Raw genomic sequence first — 14341 nt, 5'->3', positions numbered from 1 at the left:
CCTAGAACTGCTTCAAGAAACGCATATCATTATCATAGAATAAACGTAAATCGCCGATGCCGTACAAGAGCATAGCAATACGTTCAACACCCATACCGAAGGCAAACCCCTGCACTTCGTTCGGGTCATAGCCGTTCATGGTCAACACATTCGGATGAACCATGCCGCAGCCGAGGATTTCGAGCCAGCCCGTATGGGAGCAAACGCGGCAGCCTTCACCGCCGCACATGCAGCAGGAGATATCAACTTCCGCACTCGGTTCCGTGAACGGGAAGAAGCTGGTACGGAAACGAACTTTCGTTTCTTCGCCGAACATGTGGCGCAAGAATAATTCCAAGGTACCTTTCAAATCGGCAAAGGTAATGCCTTTATCCACTACGAGACCTTCCACCTGATGGAATACCGGGGAGTGAGTGGCATCATAGTCCCAACGATATACTTTGCCCGGTGCAATCATGCGTACAGGGCTGTTCGGTTCCTGACTCTGAAGCGTACGAGCCTGTACCGGTGAAGTGTGGGTACGAAGTAATACGGAGTCCGTAATGTAGAAGGAGTCCTGCATATCGCGCGCCGGATGATCGGCCGGTAAATTCAAACATTCAAAGTTGAAGTAATCACTTTCAATTTCAGGCCCTTCCGCAACGGTGTAGCCCATTTTCATGAAAAAGCGTTCAATTTCATCGTTAACAGCTGTGAGCGGATGTACATGACCTTGGCGAGTAGCACGGCCCGGCAAAGTAATGTCGATCTCTTCGGCGCCCAATTTAGCAGCCAACACTTCTGCTTCCAGTTTGGCCTGCACATCATCAATCATAGCTTCCAATTCCTGACGCACCGTATTTACCAAGGCGCCCATGCGTGGTCGTTCTTCGGCCGATAATTTGCCGAGACCTTTTAACAATGCAGTTACTTCGCCCTTTTTACCTAAATATTTAACGCGGGCATCTTGTAAAGCTTGCAAATCGGTAGCTTTTTGAATAAGCTCCGCCGCTTGCGCTTTCAGGGATTTTAATAATTCTTCCATCCGTCACAACCTCCTAAAACAAAAAAACCTCCGCCCCGGCAAGGGGCGAAGGTATAACATTCGCGGTACCACCCTAATTAGTACTCAATAACCTTAACGCGGTCTCACGATGAATCTACTCGTTGTTCAATCCATGGCTCCAAAAGGAAAGGCTCTTTGCATCGCATTTATGAAGCTCCCACCAATGCTTCACTCTCTGAAAAACACCTATGCAACGCCGATTTTGTCATCGCCGTAATGTCTACTCGTCATGCCAATGCATCCGTCAAACCTAAAAAGCAACTTTGAAAAACGCCAGTACGACTGAGTTTTTTATTAATCTATGTGTAAGTATATCAACTCTTACGCATTCTGTCAAAGCTATTTACGCCTTAACAATTAAGTGGCCTCATTACATGGTCATATCGTCATGACCACATTCAGCCCTGATAACCAAGTAAACTTACGCCTTATACCCGCCAAGGAAGTTCCGGCAGGTCAAACTTGTCTATTACATAGAATGTGCCGGTACTCATATACACAAGGTCGCCCACCGTATTATATAAACGGCCGGTTGTGACCATGGTATGATTGCCGTTGTGTTCCACATTGCCTACGGCGCGCAGTTTTTCACCGGCTTTAACAGCTTTGATGAAATTCCCCTTCATTTCAAGTGTTACCACTCGTTTACCCAAGGTAAAACAGGATACACCCATAACCGTATCGGCGAGGCTCATATAGACACCACCGTGCACATTGCCGATAAAATTACCATGTCTCACTGCATCGGTGTCAAACAGTATTTCCAAATGACCGGGATCACCACCGGTTACACGAGTATACTTTGACCAATCAAAGGTATGTTCATGACACATTTTGTCAAAAAAATCAACTAACGTACGCATTCCTTGTTTTTTACTCACGACTACACTCCCTTCCGTGATTTATTCTACAGCGCAATGCATCAAATAAACAGTATGCAAATCAGTACATTGTCTTTTGAGGGACAATTTACTGTACCTATTACTCATAATGTAAGGCATCAATCGGATTCAACTTAGCCGCCTTACGGGCCGGATAGAGACCGAATACGAGGCCGATAGCCATGGAGAAACCGAAGGACAAGAGAATCGGTCCCATGGAGATAACTGTCTTCATGCTCGTCAAAGCACCGATCAACTTAGACGCCCCGATGCCCACCAGGATTCCGATGGCACCACCCACCAGACTGATTACCACCGCTTCAATGAGGAACTGCATAACGATAACGCGATACGTAGCCCCCAAGGCCTTACGCACACCAATCTCACGGGTACGTTCCGTAACGGATACGAGCATAATGTTCATGATGCCGATACCGCCGACAACCAGCGAAATGGCAGCTACGGCACCTAAGAACAAGGTCATAGTCGCCGTTGTTTCTTCCACGGTCGCCATAATGGTGGCCATATTACGAACGTTAAAATCATCGAGTTCCGGATTTTTAATATTATGGCGTACACGCAAAATATTTTCCACGTCCGTCTGTAAACGATCAAGATCTACGCCGTCTTTCGCTTTGATATAAATCATGCGCAAATAATCGACGCCCTGTAAACGTTCCATCCCTGTAGTGTACGGAATGTAGATAACATCGTCCTGGTCATTACCGAAACTGCCGGAACCTTTACTTTCAAGCACGCCGATTACCTTGTAAGGATTATTTTTAATACGAATATCCTTACCCACCGGGTCTTCCGTGCCGAATAAATTCGTCGCTACCGTAGCCCCGATAACGGCCACACGTTCGCGCCGTTCCACCTGAGACGCCGTAATGAAACGACCGGATTTAACCGTCCAGTTATTAATATATTGGAAATCACTGTTTACACCGTTAACACTGGTCGTCCAGTTCTTATTCGTATAAATAACCACATACGAACTGCCCGCCGATACCGGCGACGCCATATCGATATCCTGCAAATGAGAAATGGTCGTATAATCTTCAAGCTTAAGCGTTTTCTGCGAATCCGCCGTAGGCCGAACGCCCGGCGTCCGCGGCGCGCCCGGATACACCATGAGCAAATTACTGCCCAAGCTGGAGATGGAGTCCTGAATTTGACTGCGCACCCCGTAACCGATAGATACGAGGGCAATAACCGCAGCTACGCCGATAATAATCCCCAACATGGTAAGGAGCGAACGCATCTTGTTGGCCACCAAGGACGCCCAGGCCATCAAAAAGCCCTCTTTATACATGAGACGTCCCCCCTTCATTCGTTTGTTCCGTATTTACTTTTTCCGTGACAGTTTTCGGTATCACCGACTTAACCGCCTTTTGTGCCGTTGCCGGCGACACGGCTACAGATTCAGTAGGAGCCTGTACCGTTTGAAGACCGGCCATATTCGGATTTTGCTTATCTTCTACGATATAACCGTCGCGCAGCACAATATTACGGCTTGCAAAGGTAGCAATATCCGGTTCATGGGTAACCAAAATAATGGTACGCCCTTCATTATATAAATTGGTAAAAATATTCATTACATCCACACTGGACTTGGAATCCAAGTTACCGGTCGGTTCGTCGGCCATAATAATGGACGGGTCGTTGGCCAAAGCGCGGGCGATAGCCACACGCTGGCGCTGACCACCGGATAGTTCCGCCGGTAAATGGTCGAGCCGTTCACCGAGCCCCAACGAATCCAAAAGATAGGCGGCCCGCTCTTTGCGTTCCTTTTTGGGAACACCGGCATAGACCATAGGCAACGCCACATTATCTTGAGCCGTTAACTTCGGCAACAAGTTAAAACTTTGGAAAACGAAGCCGATTCGTTTATTGCGCACAAAGGCGAGCTCATCATCACTCAACGTGGCCACTTCTTCGCCGTCCAATTTATAGGAACCTGAAGTCGGTCTGTCTAAACAACCCAAAATATTCATAAACGTGGATTTCCCCGATCCGGATGGACCCATGATGGAGGTAAACTCGCCCTCATAAATATTGAGGTCAATCCCGTGTAGTACGGGCACTACCAGTTTACCGTTAACATACGTCTTGGTGATTCCTTCCAGTGAAATGACTGCTTGTTTCATCTGCATTCCTCCTAGAACATAGGCCCGCCGGAGTTACTCTGTTTGGACGACGAAGAACCTACATCACCACTGACAACAATTTCATCGCCTTCATTTAGACCTTTAGCAATTTCAATCGTCGTTTCACCGGTAAGACCGGTTGTTACACTGGTTCGTTCCGGTTTACCGTTTTTAATTACATACACGTATTCGCCCACTTTATCCGTACGCACAGCGGCCAACGGCACAACCAATACGTTAGTGCGTTCATCGCCGTAAATCGTAGCACGAGCCGTCATTGTCGGGAAGAAGTTCGACGCATCGCTTGGCGAAATAGCTACCTTAACCGTATAGTACACTACACTGCTGCTCGTCGTACCCATGTTACCTTTGGTACCCAAAGCAATGTCACTTACATAGCCGGTAAAGGTTTTACCCGGATGAGCATCCACCGTAAAATCTACGCGAGCGCCTTTTTTCACACTGCCGATATCTGTTTCATCAACGGTCAAATAAATCTCAAGATTACTCAAATCAGCAACCGTTGCGATAATCATCTGCGTGGAAATACCGGTACTGATAGTCTGGCCCGCTTTTAACGGTGTACCGATAACCGTGCCGTCCATCGGCGAAGTAATGGTCGTATCGGATAAATTAGCTACTGCCCGATCATACGCAGCCTGCGCCTTCTGGTAATTCATAAGGGCTGTATCATAGGTCTGTTGCGGAATAGCCCCTTGCGCAACCAAGGTGCTGTAACGATCTAAATCATTTTTGGCATTTTCGAGCGTAGCTCGTGCATCATCCGCCGTTGCCTGTAATTGACGGGCATCGATGGTGGCAATCACCTGACCGGCCGTTACATGGTCATTTTCTTTAACCAAAACCTGCTCCAACATACCGGCTACGTTAGTGGAAATATCTACATAATTTGTCGGGTTGATAGTCCCCGTGGACGTAATAACCGAGGCAATATTCCCCCGCTCTACTTTCCCCGTCGTATACGAGGTCGCTTGTGTGTTATCTTTTGTTTTGAAATAATAAAAAGCGCCACCCAAGACCAGTAATATGAGGATGAGGATCCCCCAAAATTTCTTTGTCCGCCACATGTGCTTAACTCCTTTACTTAAAGACAAAATAATCAGGTCTCTCAATTTTCATATAATTAAAAAGCCCTTCTCGACTATACGGCAAAGAAGGGCTTTTCAGCTCATATATATAATCGATAATAATTATAGGTTTCACTAATGAGTGCTTAATGAACCTATCGAGCCAATACCGAAATCAGCTCATATTCCGATTCACTGATAGGATAACAACGTGTGCACGCTTCTTCATACGGCACCATTTCAATCTTGCCGTTTAAAACAGCGGTCAAACAATTACTCTTACCTTCGAGGAGAGCATCAATCGCTTTTTCACTCATGAGTGCCGCCATGGCCGCATCACGAGCGGATGGCGAGCCACCACGTTGCAAATAGCCAAGAACAGTAACACTCGGGGAAATATTGAGGTGCTTATTAATATAGCCGCACACTTCAAAACTGTGGTATGCCCCTTCCGCCACCATGATGATGCTGTTCGTTTTACCTGCATTATGGGAAATGCGAAGCTGATCGCACACTTCATCAAGACTCATAGGCTTTTCGGGAATAAGCACCATTTCGGCGCCGCACGCAAGACCGGCACGCACCGCCAAATGACCGGCACTGCGCCCCATAACTTCGACGATGGCTACCCGATCATGAGCCGTCGTGGTATCACGAATCTTGCTGACCGCATCAACGACCGTATTAAGGGCCGTGTCAAAACCAATGGTATATTCCGTGCCGCACATATCGTTATCGATAGTGCCGGGAATCGTAATTGTGGGAATCCCCTGTTTGGCAAGCGCCATGGCACCCGCCATAGAGCCGTCACCGCCGATAACAACGAGAGCATCAATTTCGCGGTCCCGAAGAATCTGGGCCGCTTTTTCCTGGTTCTCCAGCTCCTTAAACTTTGTGCAACGAGCCGTCTTGAGCATCGTGCCGCCACGGTTGACGATAGCCCCTACATCACGTCGATTCAAAGATTCAAAATCATTTTTTAAAAGCCCTTCAAAACCGCGGCTAATGCCATATACGTGTAACCCTTCGTAAATCCCTTTACGAACCAAGGCACGCACCGCCGCATTCATGCCCGGCGCATCACCGCCGCTCGTTAGAATCGCAATATTTTTCATGTTGCTCTACCCCCATAGGACGTCGTTTTTTGAACTCCACACCTTCACGTGCTAACGTTTCGTGGATTGAATCAATTAAATTTTCAGTGCGACCATACGTCGTATCTATGACACAATCACACTTCTTATACACCGGTTTCCAGCGTTGCATCATCGTTTCTACAAAGCCCGCCACATCATCATAATCCATGGTCGGCCGTTTACCAATACGACGATTCACCCGCTTCACGATGCGATACTCGGAAGCCCGAATACCGATAATATACGCATACCGCTGTAAATATCGTACCGTCCGTACATCAAGGGGAAAATTACCACCTACGGAAATAATACACTCATGATACATGCAAACTTTCTTTAAAATTTCACGTTCCGCCGAACGAAAGAGCTTCTCGCCCAGCTTCTCATACACTTCGGCTATGGGCAAATTATAGCGCCGTTCCAAAAGTCGATCCGTATCAACGAACTGCCAACCTTTGGCTTCCGCTAAATTGCGTCCCAAATGACTTTTGCCGCTCCCCATAGTACCGATTAAAATTATATTTCGTTTCATTACTTAATCCCGCCTATTACAGATTGTGTCATACATAATCACAACGAACAATTACCTGTTACTCCGTTCTCATTATGTACGATACCCATTTGATTCTATTCTACTACATCACAGCATTTAGTAAAAGTATAAAACGAATAGGATTTAAGGAATTAAGAAAATGTTTAGGTTTGGGGTGAGAGACATAATAAAAAAGCCATGACAAAAGTCACGGCTTTAGGTTAAGAAATAATATCAAACTGAATGTGAAGTTGATTGTTTTGTTTATTCAGTTGTTTAGGCTCTATTTGCAGTTCGGGACTATCTCCATTCAATTCTTCAACCAATGTGAAATAATCTCGTAAATTTCCTGTTACTTCTACAGATAAGCTCTTACCCTTCTTATTCTCCGTTTCTTCCATCGCTGTAATTGTTAATGCTTTACCGGACAAATATTTCATCAGTTTATCCTTTAAGGCTTCTTCAGTTATTTCTTTCTTGTCGGTCGCCATAATCATCTCGTAAGCCTGACTGCTCACAACAACTTGATCTGCTTCATTTTGTAAAGTCTGTTGTTCTTGTATCGCTAATAAGTCACTTCTCTCCTGATGGAACCAGAGAACTATACCAGCTCCCAAAACTGTAAGTACCATGTAGCTACCGACTATTTGGTGTATCCTTTTTGGGTTGAGGTTTAGCCTTTTCAAACTTTCCAGATAATTGAAATGTATGGATTTTACGATTAGCATCAATTCCTTGTTTTGCATTAACAATAACTCCTTTCAAACTCCCCTTGAGCCGTTGACTATACGCCAATACGACCTCCGGTTTTGTACATATACCAGTTACGTTAAAACCATCATCAGTAAAATTAACGGTATCCAAAACTATCTGTGAATTTGCACAATCAACAGTGTGCAATAATATACTTTGACCGGTACTATGTTTTAAATCTTTTGTCAGTCGTTGCTGAATAACCTTTTCATACTTTTGAACTGCCTCGTGATTCGCGCTGCCTACCGCTTGCATTTCGTATATATCTTCATGCAGTTTCTGACTTGCATAGTATAAGTAAAACCCAAATCCCCATAGGAATATTACTAAGAACAAGGCTAAGATTCCAATCATTATGATTGCTGTTTTATGATGTCTATAGTACCGTTCACACCGAAACGGCCAAGTCAAAAAATTCACATCATTTCACCTGCCAACTATATTTTTAGCTATTAATGATTCAAATATCATTCAACGCGTGGTTGTTAATTTCTCATTTTTTGTATGCCTCGATATGCCAGACCAGTCGCCATATCCCACAAAAAAGGATCTGATTTTTCAAACATCACCTTTTCCATTTTCGCTACTTCTTTTGTTTCTTCAAAAGGAATAGCAGTAAGCTTACCATACTTCTCATAAGCAGCTTCACAATCATCGTCCGATAGATTGCCATGTATATCCCCGTATAAATAAAATCCGGAAATTCCACTTATACCATAACTGAATAAATCTACCTCTAAATCTTCCAATTCTTTCATTATATCAACCGAATCAAGCGGAATTTTATGATTACAAATACATACAAAGTTATACCAAGCTGTTAATTCCAATATATCCTCATGTATAATGCCGATTACAGCGCCTTCTTTTTCAACAAATCTATGTGCTATCGGTCCCGGTGCATAATCTATAATTTTTAGGTTTCCACCACTCTTTAAAACACCGGTTGCCAATTCATTAATATGCTCTTTTTTTAATGCTACTACGTATACTAATTTATCATTCCCGGAAGACCTAACTTGATTTGGTAAATTTATAGCTACAAAATCAAAATAATAACTATCTTCCGGCCATGTGACAAATTCAGGAACCGACCAATGTAGCATCTGATTAATCTCCAGACGTGATAATGGTGGAATAATCATAACTTTATCCTGACGTTCACCAAGAGCTGTTATACCTATAGGTTTATCTTCCAGGGAATATTTGCTTACCAAGTGCTTACAATCATTCATTAACGAATCTTGGCGTTTTTCAACAATTGCATCTTGAATTATTATCCCCTTCTTAGTCTTCGCCATACTAATAGCAATTGTTTGCGCCTCTCCCATCGCAACCCCTATAAATTCTGATTTCATTCGCTAACCATCCCTTCATTAACAGCCTGTTAAAAAAATCTTACTAAATCTACATTAATATTTTTTGGCCACGGCCCTGGGTCTTCCCTAAAAACTACTAAATATTGTACGATTTGCCCTGTAATACGATTACGATATCGAACCTTAAATTCATTATTACTTGCCTGTCTGTTTAATATATATGACGCTGTATAATTATCGTCATTTTCATATATTGTTTCCTGAAGTGTAGGCATCAAATCACCTTTCTCACTGTATTCTCGTAACAAGCAACCAATGATACCCTCTGCTTTATAATTCATAGCAGTTAATGCTACTTCATCATGAGTAATCCCTACGATAATATTCATTTCATCACTCAATGCCGACCAAAATAAGAGTAATATTGTCCCTATAATAAGTGCCATATATGTGAAAAAACCACCTATATTGTTAGACTTAGCGCATTTGTTCTTTCTTCGCCCATAGTACCAGGGCTTGTTTTTAAACTTAAAAGGACACTTCAATATATCAACTCCTTGTCGGCGAATATTGAAAATAGTCTAAATTAGGAAGTACCGTAATATCCGTCCCTATCTTATATTGATTAGCATTCATTGTATTAGGTGTTCCCTTTACTTCGACTTGCCAATTCATGTGTATAGGACTTTTTGGTAAAAATTGTTCAAATGATTTTCCCCCTATAAGGGGTGTCACTATGAGCCTCCCCCAAGACGGACTAATGGTAGGTGAGGATAATGCTTGTTTTTGACCATCACTTAAGACACGCCTAGCTTCTGTGCCCTCAATACCGAACCAACGTACACCATCATATAGAATATATTGGCCTGTACGACCAACCGTAACAGTCTTATCTGCACGTTTAGTAAAGTTAACTATTGTTAATCGTATCGTCATACTTTCTAATAAAACCTCATTTTCTATTTGCCATCGTTGTGCCCATTGCAAAGAGACTAACATTAAGCTTAATAAGGCCCCCATGGCAATACAAATAACAGTAGTACTAATTAACAATTCACCCAATAAAAATCCGGAATTACCTCTCTTTATTAGTAGCCGGTATTCCCTGCCAAATATACGTTGAGAAATGAAGTATTTCTTGATTTCCATAATATCCTGCTACCTCTAACTCCTTAACATCCATATTATGCACATGCTTAGAATTTATTGCCCTAACTAATCTATATGGCTCCTTTACCTTAGGAAGTTCGCCCGGTTCTCCAAATTGTTGATAATTATATTTACTCTGTTCCATTGCTGTAATAGCAATGGGCACTATTACTTGTGATATTTTAGCGCTTCGCCATTGAATAATTAATGTCCCCATCATCGCCGTAACAGTCAGGATAAATAAGGCAACAATCATTGTACCGCCTAAAGTTTCAGCATATAAATATCCTTTAGAATGTTCCTTCAATCCAACGAATTCTCGGTGTTTGTTGTGAAAAAATATACTTTCGATATTTTCGCAATACATAATCATAGATTTCAAAACTATATAAATCACTCTGCCCATCATATTTACCTAAATATGCCGATTGTTTTGTTCTCGAATTATTTACCAACTTCATAGTATTAGGCACAAAAATTTCTTGATATCCCCATAAGGTAGCATATAAATTCACCTCATATGACGAATCACTTACGTATATTGTATTAAGTGGCCTTCCCTGTGTTCCGGATCCACCATTAAAAGAAAGTAATTGAGTTCGCTTAATTGTGTAATAAAATAGTCTACTCACTCGATCAAATTGCCAGTTTTCGCTCATGGTTTTTGATATAGCAAGCTGTGCCATCCCCAATAATAAAATTAATAATGTACTATAAATCAAAACTTCTATTAATAAAAATCCACCCTTACAATGATTTTTGCCATAATATATGTTCAAATTATTTATATAATGTTTCATAATATTGACCATAAATTTTCCCAAATATACATAATAGCTGCTGCACTACATAAAAAAGGACCAAATGGCAGTATACGTAGTACCTTACCTGAATACAGATAGTACAAAAGTACCCAACCGGTTCCACCGATAAGCGCCAATAAAATAGCTTGCCACAAAGCCAATGGTGATAACCATAATGTAAATACACTACACCATTTCACATCACCAAGACCCAAACCGTCGTTTGTTAATTTACTAAATAGATATCCTCCCACTAATACAATTCCTGCCATTTCAACAGTTTGAAAAAAAGAAATCCCCAATAACCATATCCGACTTATTCCAACTATGAGCAAAAAAACAGCACCCTCATCAGGCATAATCAGGTAATACTTATCGATGGTAGCGCCCATAAAAAGAGTGAAACCGAAGATAATCATTAAAAGACTTTCTTTTATATTTACCGTCAAATGGCTACAAATTAATCCGCCGAGCATTCCTATAAGAATGTAAATTAACATCAAAATTATAGAACGCCGTTCTCGTTCTATAACAATTTCTTTTAAGAGATAGAAACCGGTTAATCCGGCCAATGCACCACTTATACCACCTACACTGTATTGTAACCACATATACTAACCACTACGTTCCTTTTTATACATCAGAGCTTACATGCTACTTAACTTATAAAGTTTAATCGATTAATTTAACCGATTTACTATTTTAGACGTTCTAAAACTATCCCCATAATTAAATTCTGATTCTCGTCTAATTTGCATTCGTATTATCAGTAGCCGTTACAACAATATGAGTACCTGTACCACCTGCATTGCTTTCAGATGTTACCGCATAATCTCCACCCTTTGGTGTTTTAACGGCTTCAGATAAATAGCCTGCTTTGTATAAATCTTCAACTGAAGGAACTTCATCAGTCCCTCTATCTACCATATAAAGTTGAGCCGCATTAGCAATTGTCTGTGTGTCTGCTTTGATTTTAGCATCACGAGCTTTGTCCCCGGCCGATAAAAATTGTGGCATTGCCACCGCAGCTAAAATAGCAATAATCGCTACTACCACCATTAACTCGACTAAGGTGAAACCACCTTCTTTTTTACGTTTATCACGTAAGGTTTTATGATACGATGCTAACCACTGTTTAACGCGTTCTCTAAGTGAAATATTTGTTACATTATCCATAAAAAAACTCCTCCTAACACTCTAATTACTAAACATGTTGCATTGCCGTCACTGCATTAAACATAGGCAACATAACAGCAATAACTAAGATAGCTACCCCTATCCCCATAAGAGATACCATAATAGGCTCCATTAATTGTTGTAATTTTGCCATATAACGGGAAGTTAATCGATCATAATAGGAAGCCCCATGATTCAGCATGGCTACCATATCCCCAGTCTCTTCACCTATAGTAATTAACTCCCAAAGAAATTCATTTCCCAATTTGGCCTTTTTTAAAGCGTCTCCAAATGTAGTTCCTTTAGCTAATAAATTATTTACTTGTGTTTGCAATAAAGTAGCATAGGGATTTCCCCATAATGATTTTGTTAATGTCAGCATATCTGTAATTGTTAAGCCACTGTCCAATAAAATCGCCCAAACCTTTGTAATTCTGGCCAAATAAAAGCAATCAAACCATTCATGCCCACTACCGCGTTGCCATATATATCTCAACACAACTAAACGAATATCAGCTTGTTGCCAGATACACCAAATCCCAAATATGAATAAGCCTAATAAACCTATGCATAAAGTTACGTGAGTTGTAACAAAATCTCCGAAACTAAATAATATTTTTGTAATGAATGGCAAAGGTACTTGCATAGACATAAATACTTTTTTAAAAGCCGGTAATATAAACACTACCGTCACGCCTATAAATATCATCATGAGTAACAATAAGAATGCCGGATACGCCGCTGCTCCGCTTAATTGTCGTTGCCACGCCCATTGTTTCTCATAGTATTCTTTAATTTGAGAAAAACTGTGCGCTAAGGTACCTGCAGCCTCACCGGCTTGCAGTAATGCGCAACCGATATTAGGGAACCCCACCTCTGTTAATACCTTTGAAAGGGGATTACCTCGCTGTATAGCTTCATTAATTACTGCATAAGGAATATGCTTTATCGGCTTAGCGCTCAGAAATTGCATAACACGACGTATAGAAATACCTGCTTCTAATAATAAAGACATACGATATGAAAACTCTATAATATCTTTATACCGCCACTTAACACTATTTACTTCAGAAGATTTTATTACTGCAACTTCAATAATATGCCATCCTTTATATTGCAATTTTTGAACTATTTCTTCACTTGATTCAGCCCATATGGTATCTTCTTGTATCACCCCCTTTGCGTCAAAGGCCCTATAGTTATACTGTTTCATAAGCCTGTTCCAAAACCTCCTTAAATTCACTACGTTCTCCCCATTCAGCTTTAAGAGCTGCCACTGCCATTTCCATTGTCTGCATTGGCGGTTGTGTTTCTTGAATTGATACAATTTGTGGTTCTTTACGTTGTCGAATCAAATTTGCTACAGCCGGTGTATTTAATAAAATATCTCTAACTACCACAAATTGTTTATCAAATCTTAATAACCGCTGACATAATACAGCTCTTAATACTTGAGATAGTTGAGCTCTCACTTCTTCTTGTTGAGAAGCCGGAAAAACCGAAATCATCCTATTAATAGCCATTACGGCCCTTTGTGTGTGTAAAGTAGCAAATACTAAATGTCCCGTTTCAGCCGCATGTAATGCAGCTTCCAAGGTTTCACGGTCACGCAATTCACCAATCATAATTACATCCGGATCTTCTCGTAACGCATCGCGAACGCCCGCAGCCATTGATTCCATATCTTGTCCCAATTGACGCTGATGAATCAAACTTTGATTATTTTCGAATGTAAATTCAATAGGGTCTTCCAAGGTAATAATATGCTTATGACACTCATCATTAATGCATTGTAAACAGGTAGCCAAAGTATAACTTTTGCCTGAACCGGTAGGGCCGGTAACAAGGACTAAGCCCTCTTGTAAATGAACAATACGATGCAATAACTTTCCTGCTTCCCCATTCGGCATCATCAGTGACTGATTATATAAAATGCGCAATGTACCACAACGTTGTTGTTTAGCTTGATATAAATGAACCCTTACTCTAATCTTTTTAAATGAAAAAGCGCTGTCTTTCGAAAATGCCGCATATAATTTACGTGCATCGGCCACTTTTTCTAATGAATCGCTAACTTTATTTTCCAAAGTTGTAACTACATTCAAATGACTATTATCCCTATTTTCATTATTTAGTTTGCCGCATTCACTTGCTTTTAAAATTTCTGTAAACAAAGCATCTGATACCTTAATCCCATTACACTTAACAATATCATTACCTAAGCGGAAATAAGGCTCCTGATGCAGTTCAAGATGAACATCTGTTGCCCCTTCAGCAATGGCCCGCTGCAACAATTCACTTAAACTCAT

The 14341-nt window shown here is 41.4% G+C and carries 18 protein-coding genes; all 18 read right to left on the bottom strand.

Translation table 11 applies throughout. The annotated features are described in order from the left end of the window. Position 1: 1 nt before the first annotated feature. The 18 genes from pheS to MXE28_RS03940 all read right to left on the bottom strand — a co-directional run bounded on the left by pheS (position 2) and on the right by MXE28_RS03940 (position 14341). The gene (gene pheS / locus MXE28_RS04025) at positions 2-1024 is read right to left on the bottom strand and encodes a phenylalanine--tRNA ligase subunit alpha (protein ID WP_021842515.1); all 1023 of its coding nucleotides are present in this window, start codon (positions 1022-1024) and stop codon (positions 2-4) included. A gap of 449 nt (positions 1025-1473) precedes the next feature. After that, on the bottom strand, positions 1474-1926 hold the full coding sequence (locus MXE28_RS04020) for a PaaI family thioesterase (RefSeq protein WP_021842516.1): 453 nt from the start codon (positions 1924-1926) through the stop codon (positions 1474-1476). 100 nt (positions 1927-2026) lie between these two features. Then, the gene (locus MXE28_RS04015) at positions 2027-3241 is read right to left on the bottom strand and encodes an ABC transporter permease (protein WP_021842517.1); all 1215 of its coding nucleotides are present in this window, start codon (positions 3239-3241) and stop codon (positions 2027-2029) included. Further along, positions 3234-4076: an ABC transporter ATP-binding protein gene (locus MXE28_RS04010; RefSeq protein WP_021842518.1), complete on the bottom strand. Its 843-nt coding sequence runs from the start codon at positions 4074-4076 to the stop codon at positions 3234-3236. The genes MXE28_RS04015 and MXE28_RS04010 overlap by 8 nt, the downstream gene beginning before the upstream one ends. Before the next feature lie 11 nt (positions 4077-4087). Continuing rightward, complete coding sequence (locus MXE28_RS04005; protein WP_021842519.1) at positions 4088-5164, bottom strand: efflux RND transporter periplasmic adaptor subunit; 1077 nt, start codon at positions 5162-5164, stop codon at positions 4088-4090. 155 nt (positions 5165-5319) lie between these two features. Next, the gene (gene pfkA / locus MXE28_RS04000; RefSeq protein ID WP_021842520.1) at positions 5320-6279 is read right to left on the bottom strand and encodes a 6-phosphofructokinase; all 960 of its coding nucleotides are present in this window, start codon (positions 6277-6279) and stop codon (positions 5320-5322) included. Next, positions 6245-6832: a shikimate kinase gene (locus MXE28_RS03995; protein ID WP_021842521.1), complete on the bottom strand. Its 588-nt coding sequence runs from the start codon at positions 6830-6832 to the stop codon at positions 6245-6247. Before MXE28_RS03995 ends, pfkA begins: the two co-directional genes overlap by 35 nt. Before the next feature lie 221 nt (positions 6833-7053). Beyond that, positions 7054-7464, bottom strand: a complete 411-nt coding sequence (locus MXE28_RS03990; RefSeq protein ID WP_156705368.1) for a hypothetical protein — start codon at positions 7462-7464, stop codon at positions 7054-7056. Positions 7465-7468: 4 nt separating this feature from the next. Continuing rightward, positions 7469-7939 (bottom strand): hypothetical protein, encoded by a 471-nt coding sequence (locus MXE28_RS03985; protein WP_156705366.1) that lies wholly within the window; start codon positions 7937-7939, stop codon positions 7469-7471. Positions 7940-8070: 131 nt separating this feature from the next. Further along, on the bottom strand, positions 8071-8943 hold the full coding sequence (locus tag MXE28_RS03980) for a hypothetical protein (protein ID WP_021842523.1): 873 nt from the start codon (positions 8941-8943) through the stop codon (positions 8071-8073). Positions 8944-8972: 29 nt separating this feature from the next. Next, positions 8973-9350 carry a hypothetical protein gene (locus MXE28_RS03975; RefSeq protein ID WP_021842524.1) on the bottom strand — a complete coding sequence of 126 codons (378 nt, stop codon included), beginning with the start codon at positions 9348-9350 and terminating at the stop codon, positions 8973-8975. Between the two features lie 103 nt (positions 9351-9453). Then, positions 9454-10053: a hypothetical protein gene (locus tag MXE28_RS03970; RefSeq protein WP_021842525.1), complete on the bottom strand. Its 600-nt coding sequence runs from the start codon at positions 10051-10053 to the stop codon at positions 9454-9456. Beyond that, entirely contained in the window at positions 9980-10309 is a 330-nt protein-coding gene (locus tag MXE28_RS03965; RefSeq protein WP_156705364.1) for a hypothetical protein, read from the bottom strand. The genes MXE28_RS03970 and MXE28_RS03965 overlap by 74 nt, the downstream gene beginning before the upstream one ends. Positions 10310-10343: 34 nt before the next feature. Beyond that, a complete protein-coding gene (locus MXE28_RS03960; RefSeq protein ID WP_156705362.1) occupies positions 10344-10865 on the bottom strand; it encodes a hypothetical protein in 522 nt (173 codons plus the stop codon). Then, positions 10850-11467: a prepilin peptidase gene (locus MXE28_RS03955; RefSeq protein WP_021842527.1), complete on the bottom strand. Its 618-nt coding sequence runs from the start codon at positions 11465-11467 to the stop codon at positions 10850-10852. Before MXE28_RS03955 ends, MXE28_RS03960 begins: the two co-directional genes overlap by 16 nt. A gap of 136 nt (positions 11468-11603) precedes the next feature. Beyond that, entirely contained in the window at positions 11604-12032 is a 429-nt protein-coding gene (locus MXE28_RS03950) for a prepilin-type N-terminal cleavage/methylation domain-containing protein (RefSeq protein WP_021842528.1), read from the bottom strand. Positions 12033-12060: 28 nt separating this feature from the next. Further along, positions 12061-13245, bottom strand: a complete 1185-nt coding sequence (locus tag MXE28_RS03945) for a type II secretion system F family protein (RefSeq protein WP_021842529.1) — start codon at positions 13243-13245, stop codon at positions 12061-12063. After that, on the bottom strand, positions 13232-14341 hold the full coding sequence (locus tag MXE28_RS03940; protein ID WP_021842530.1) for an ATPase, T2SS/T4P/T4SS family: 1110 nt from the start codon (positions 14339-14341) through the stop codon (positions 13232-13234). Before MXE28_RS03940 ends, MXE28_RS03945 begins: the two co-directional genes overlap by 14 nt.

It is taken from the genome of Veillonella sp. KGMB01456 (assembly GCF_023051165.1).
GTDB lineage: Bacteria > Bacillota > Negativicutes > Veillonellales > Veillonellaceae > Veillonella_A.
Note: the sequence above shows the minus strand (reverse complement) of the source record. Positions and strands in the feature narration are given on the sequence as shown.

What these genes read in the sequence shown, in the direction of transcription:
- pheS (WP_021842515.1), bottom strand. Translation starts at nt 1,024, where the DNA reads ATGGAAGAATTATTAAAATCCCTGAAAGCGCAAGCGGCGGAGCTTATT.
- MXE28_RS04015 (WP_021842517.1), bottom strand. Translation starts at nt 3,241, where the DNA reads ATGTATAAAGAGGGCTTTTTGATGGCCTGGGCGTCCTTGGTGGCCAAC.
- MXE28_RS04010 (WP_021842518.1), bottom strand. Translation starts at nt 4,076, where the DNA reads ATGAAACAAGCAGTCATTTCACTGGAAGGAATCACCAAGACGTATGTT.
- MXE28_RS04005 (WP_021842519.1), bottom strand. Translation starts at nt 5,164, where the DNA reads ATGTGGCGGACAAAGAAATTTTGGGGGATCCTCATCCTCATATTACTG.
- pfkA (WP_021842520.1), bottom strand. Translation starts at nt 6,279, where the DNA reads ATGAAAAATATTGCGATTCTAACGAGCGGCGGTGATGCGCCGGGCATG.
- MXE28_RS03995 (WP_021842521.1), bottom strand. Translation starts at nt 6,832, where the DNA reads ATGAAACGAAATATAATTTTAATCGGTACTATGGGGAGCGGCAAAAGT.
- MXE28_RS03990 (WP_156705368.1), bottom strand. Translation starts at nt 7,464, where the DNA reads ATGGTACTTACAGTTTTGGGAGCTGGTATAGTTCTCTGGTTCCATCAG.
- MXE28_RS03985 (WP_156705366.1), bottom strand. Translation starts at nt 7,939, where the DNA reads ATGATTGGAATCTTAGCCTTGTTCTTAGTAATATTCCTATGGGGATTT.
- MXE28_RS03980 (WP_021842523.1), bottom strand. Translation starts at nt 8,943, where the DNA reads ATGAAATCAGAATTTATAGGGGTTGCGATGGGAGAGGCGCAAACAATT.
- MXE28_RS03975 (WP_021842524.1), bottom strand. Translation starts at nt 9,350, where the DNA reads ATGGCACTTATTATAGGGACAATATTACTCTTATTTTGGTCGGCATTG.
- MXE28_RS03970 (WP_021842525.1), bottom strand. Translation starts at nt 10,053, where the DNA reads ATGGAAATCAAGAAATACTTCATTTCTCAACGTATATTTGGCAGGGAA.
- MXE28_RS03965 (WP_156705364.1), bottom strand. Translation starts at nt 10,309, where the DNA reads ATGATTGTTGCCTTATTTATCCTGACTGTTACGGCGATGATGGGGACA.
- MXE28_RS03960 (WP_156705362.1), bottom strand. Translation starts at nt 10,865, where the DNA reads ATGGTCAATATTATGAAACATTATATAAATAATTTGAACATATATTAT.
- MXE28_RS03955 (WP_021842527.1), bottom strand. Translation starts at nt 11,467, where the DNA reads ATGTGGTTACAATACAGTGTAGGTGGTATAAGTGGTGCATTGGCCGGA.
- MXE28_RS03950 (WP_021842528.1), bottom strand. Translation starts at nt 12,032, where the DNA reads ATGGATAATGTAACAAATATTTCACTTAGAGAACGCGTTAAACAGTGG.
- MXE28_RS03945 (WP_021842529.1), bottom strand. Translation starts at nt 13,245, where the DNA reads ATGAAACAGTATAACTATAGGGCCTTTGACGCAAAGGGGGTGATACAA.
- MXE28_RS03940 (WP_021842530.1), bottom strand. Translation starts at nt 14,341, where the DNA reads ATGAGTTTAAGTGAATTGTTGCAGCGGGCCATTGCTGAAGGGGCAACA.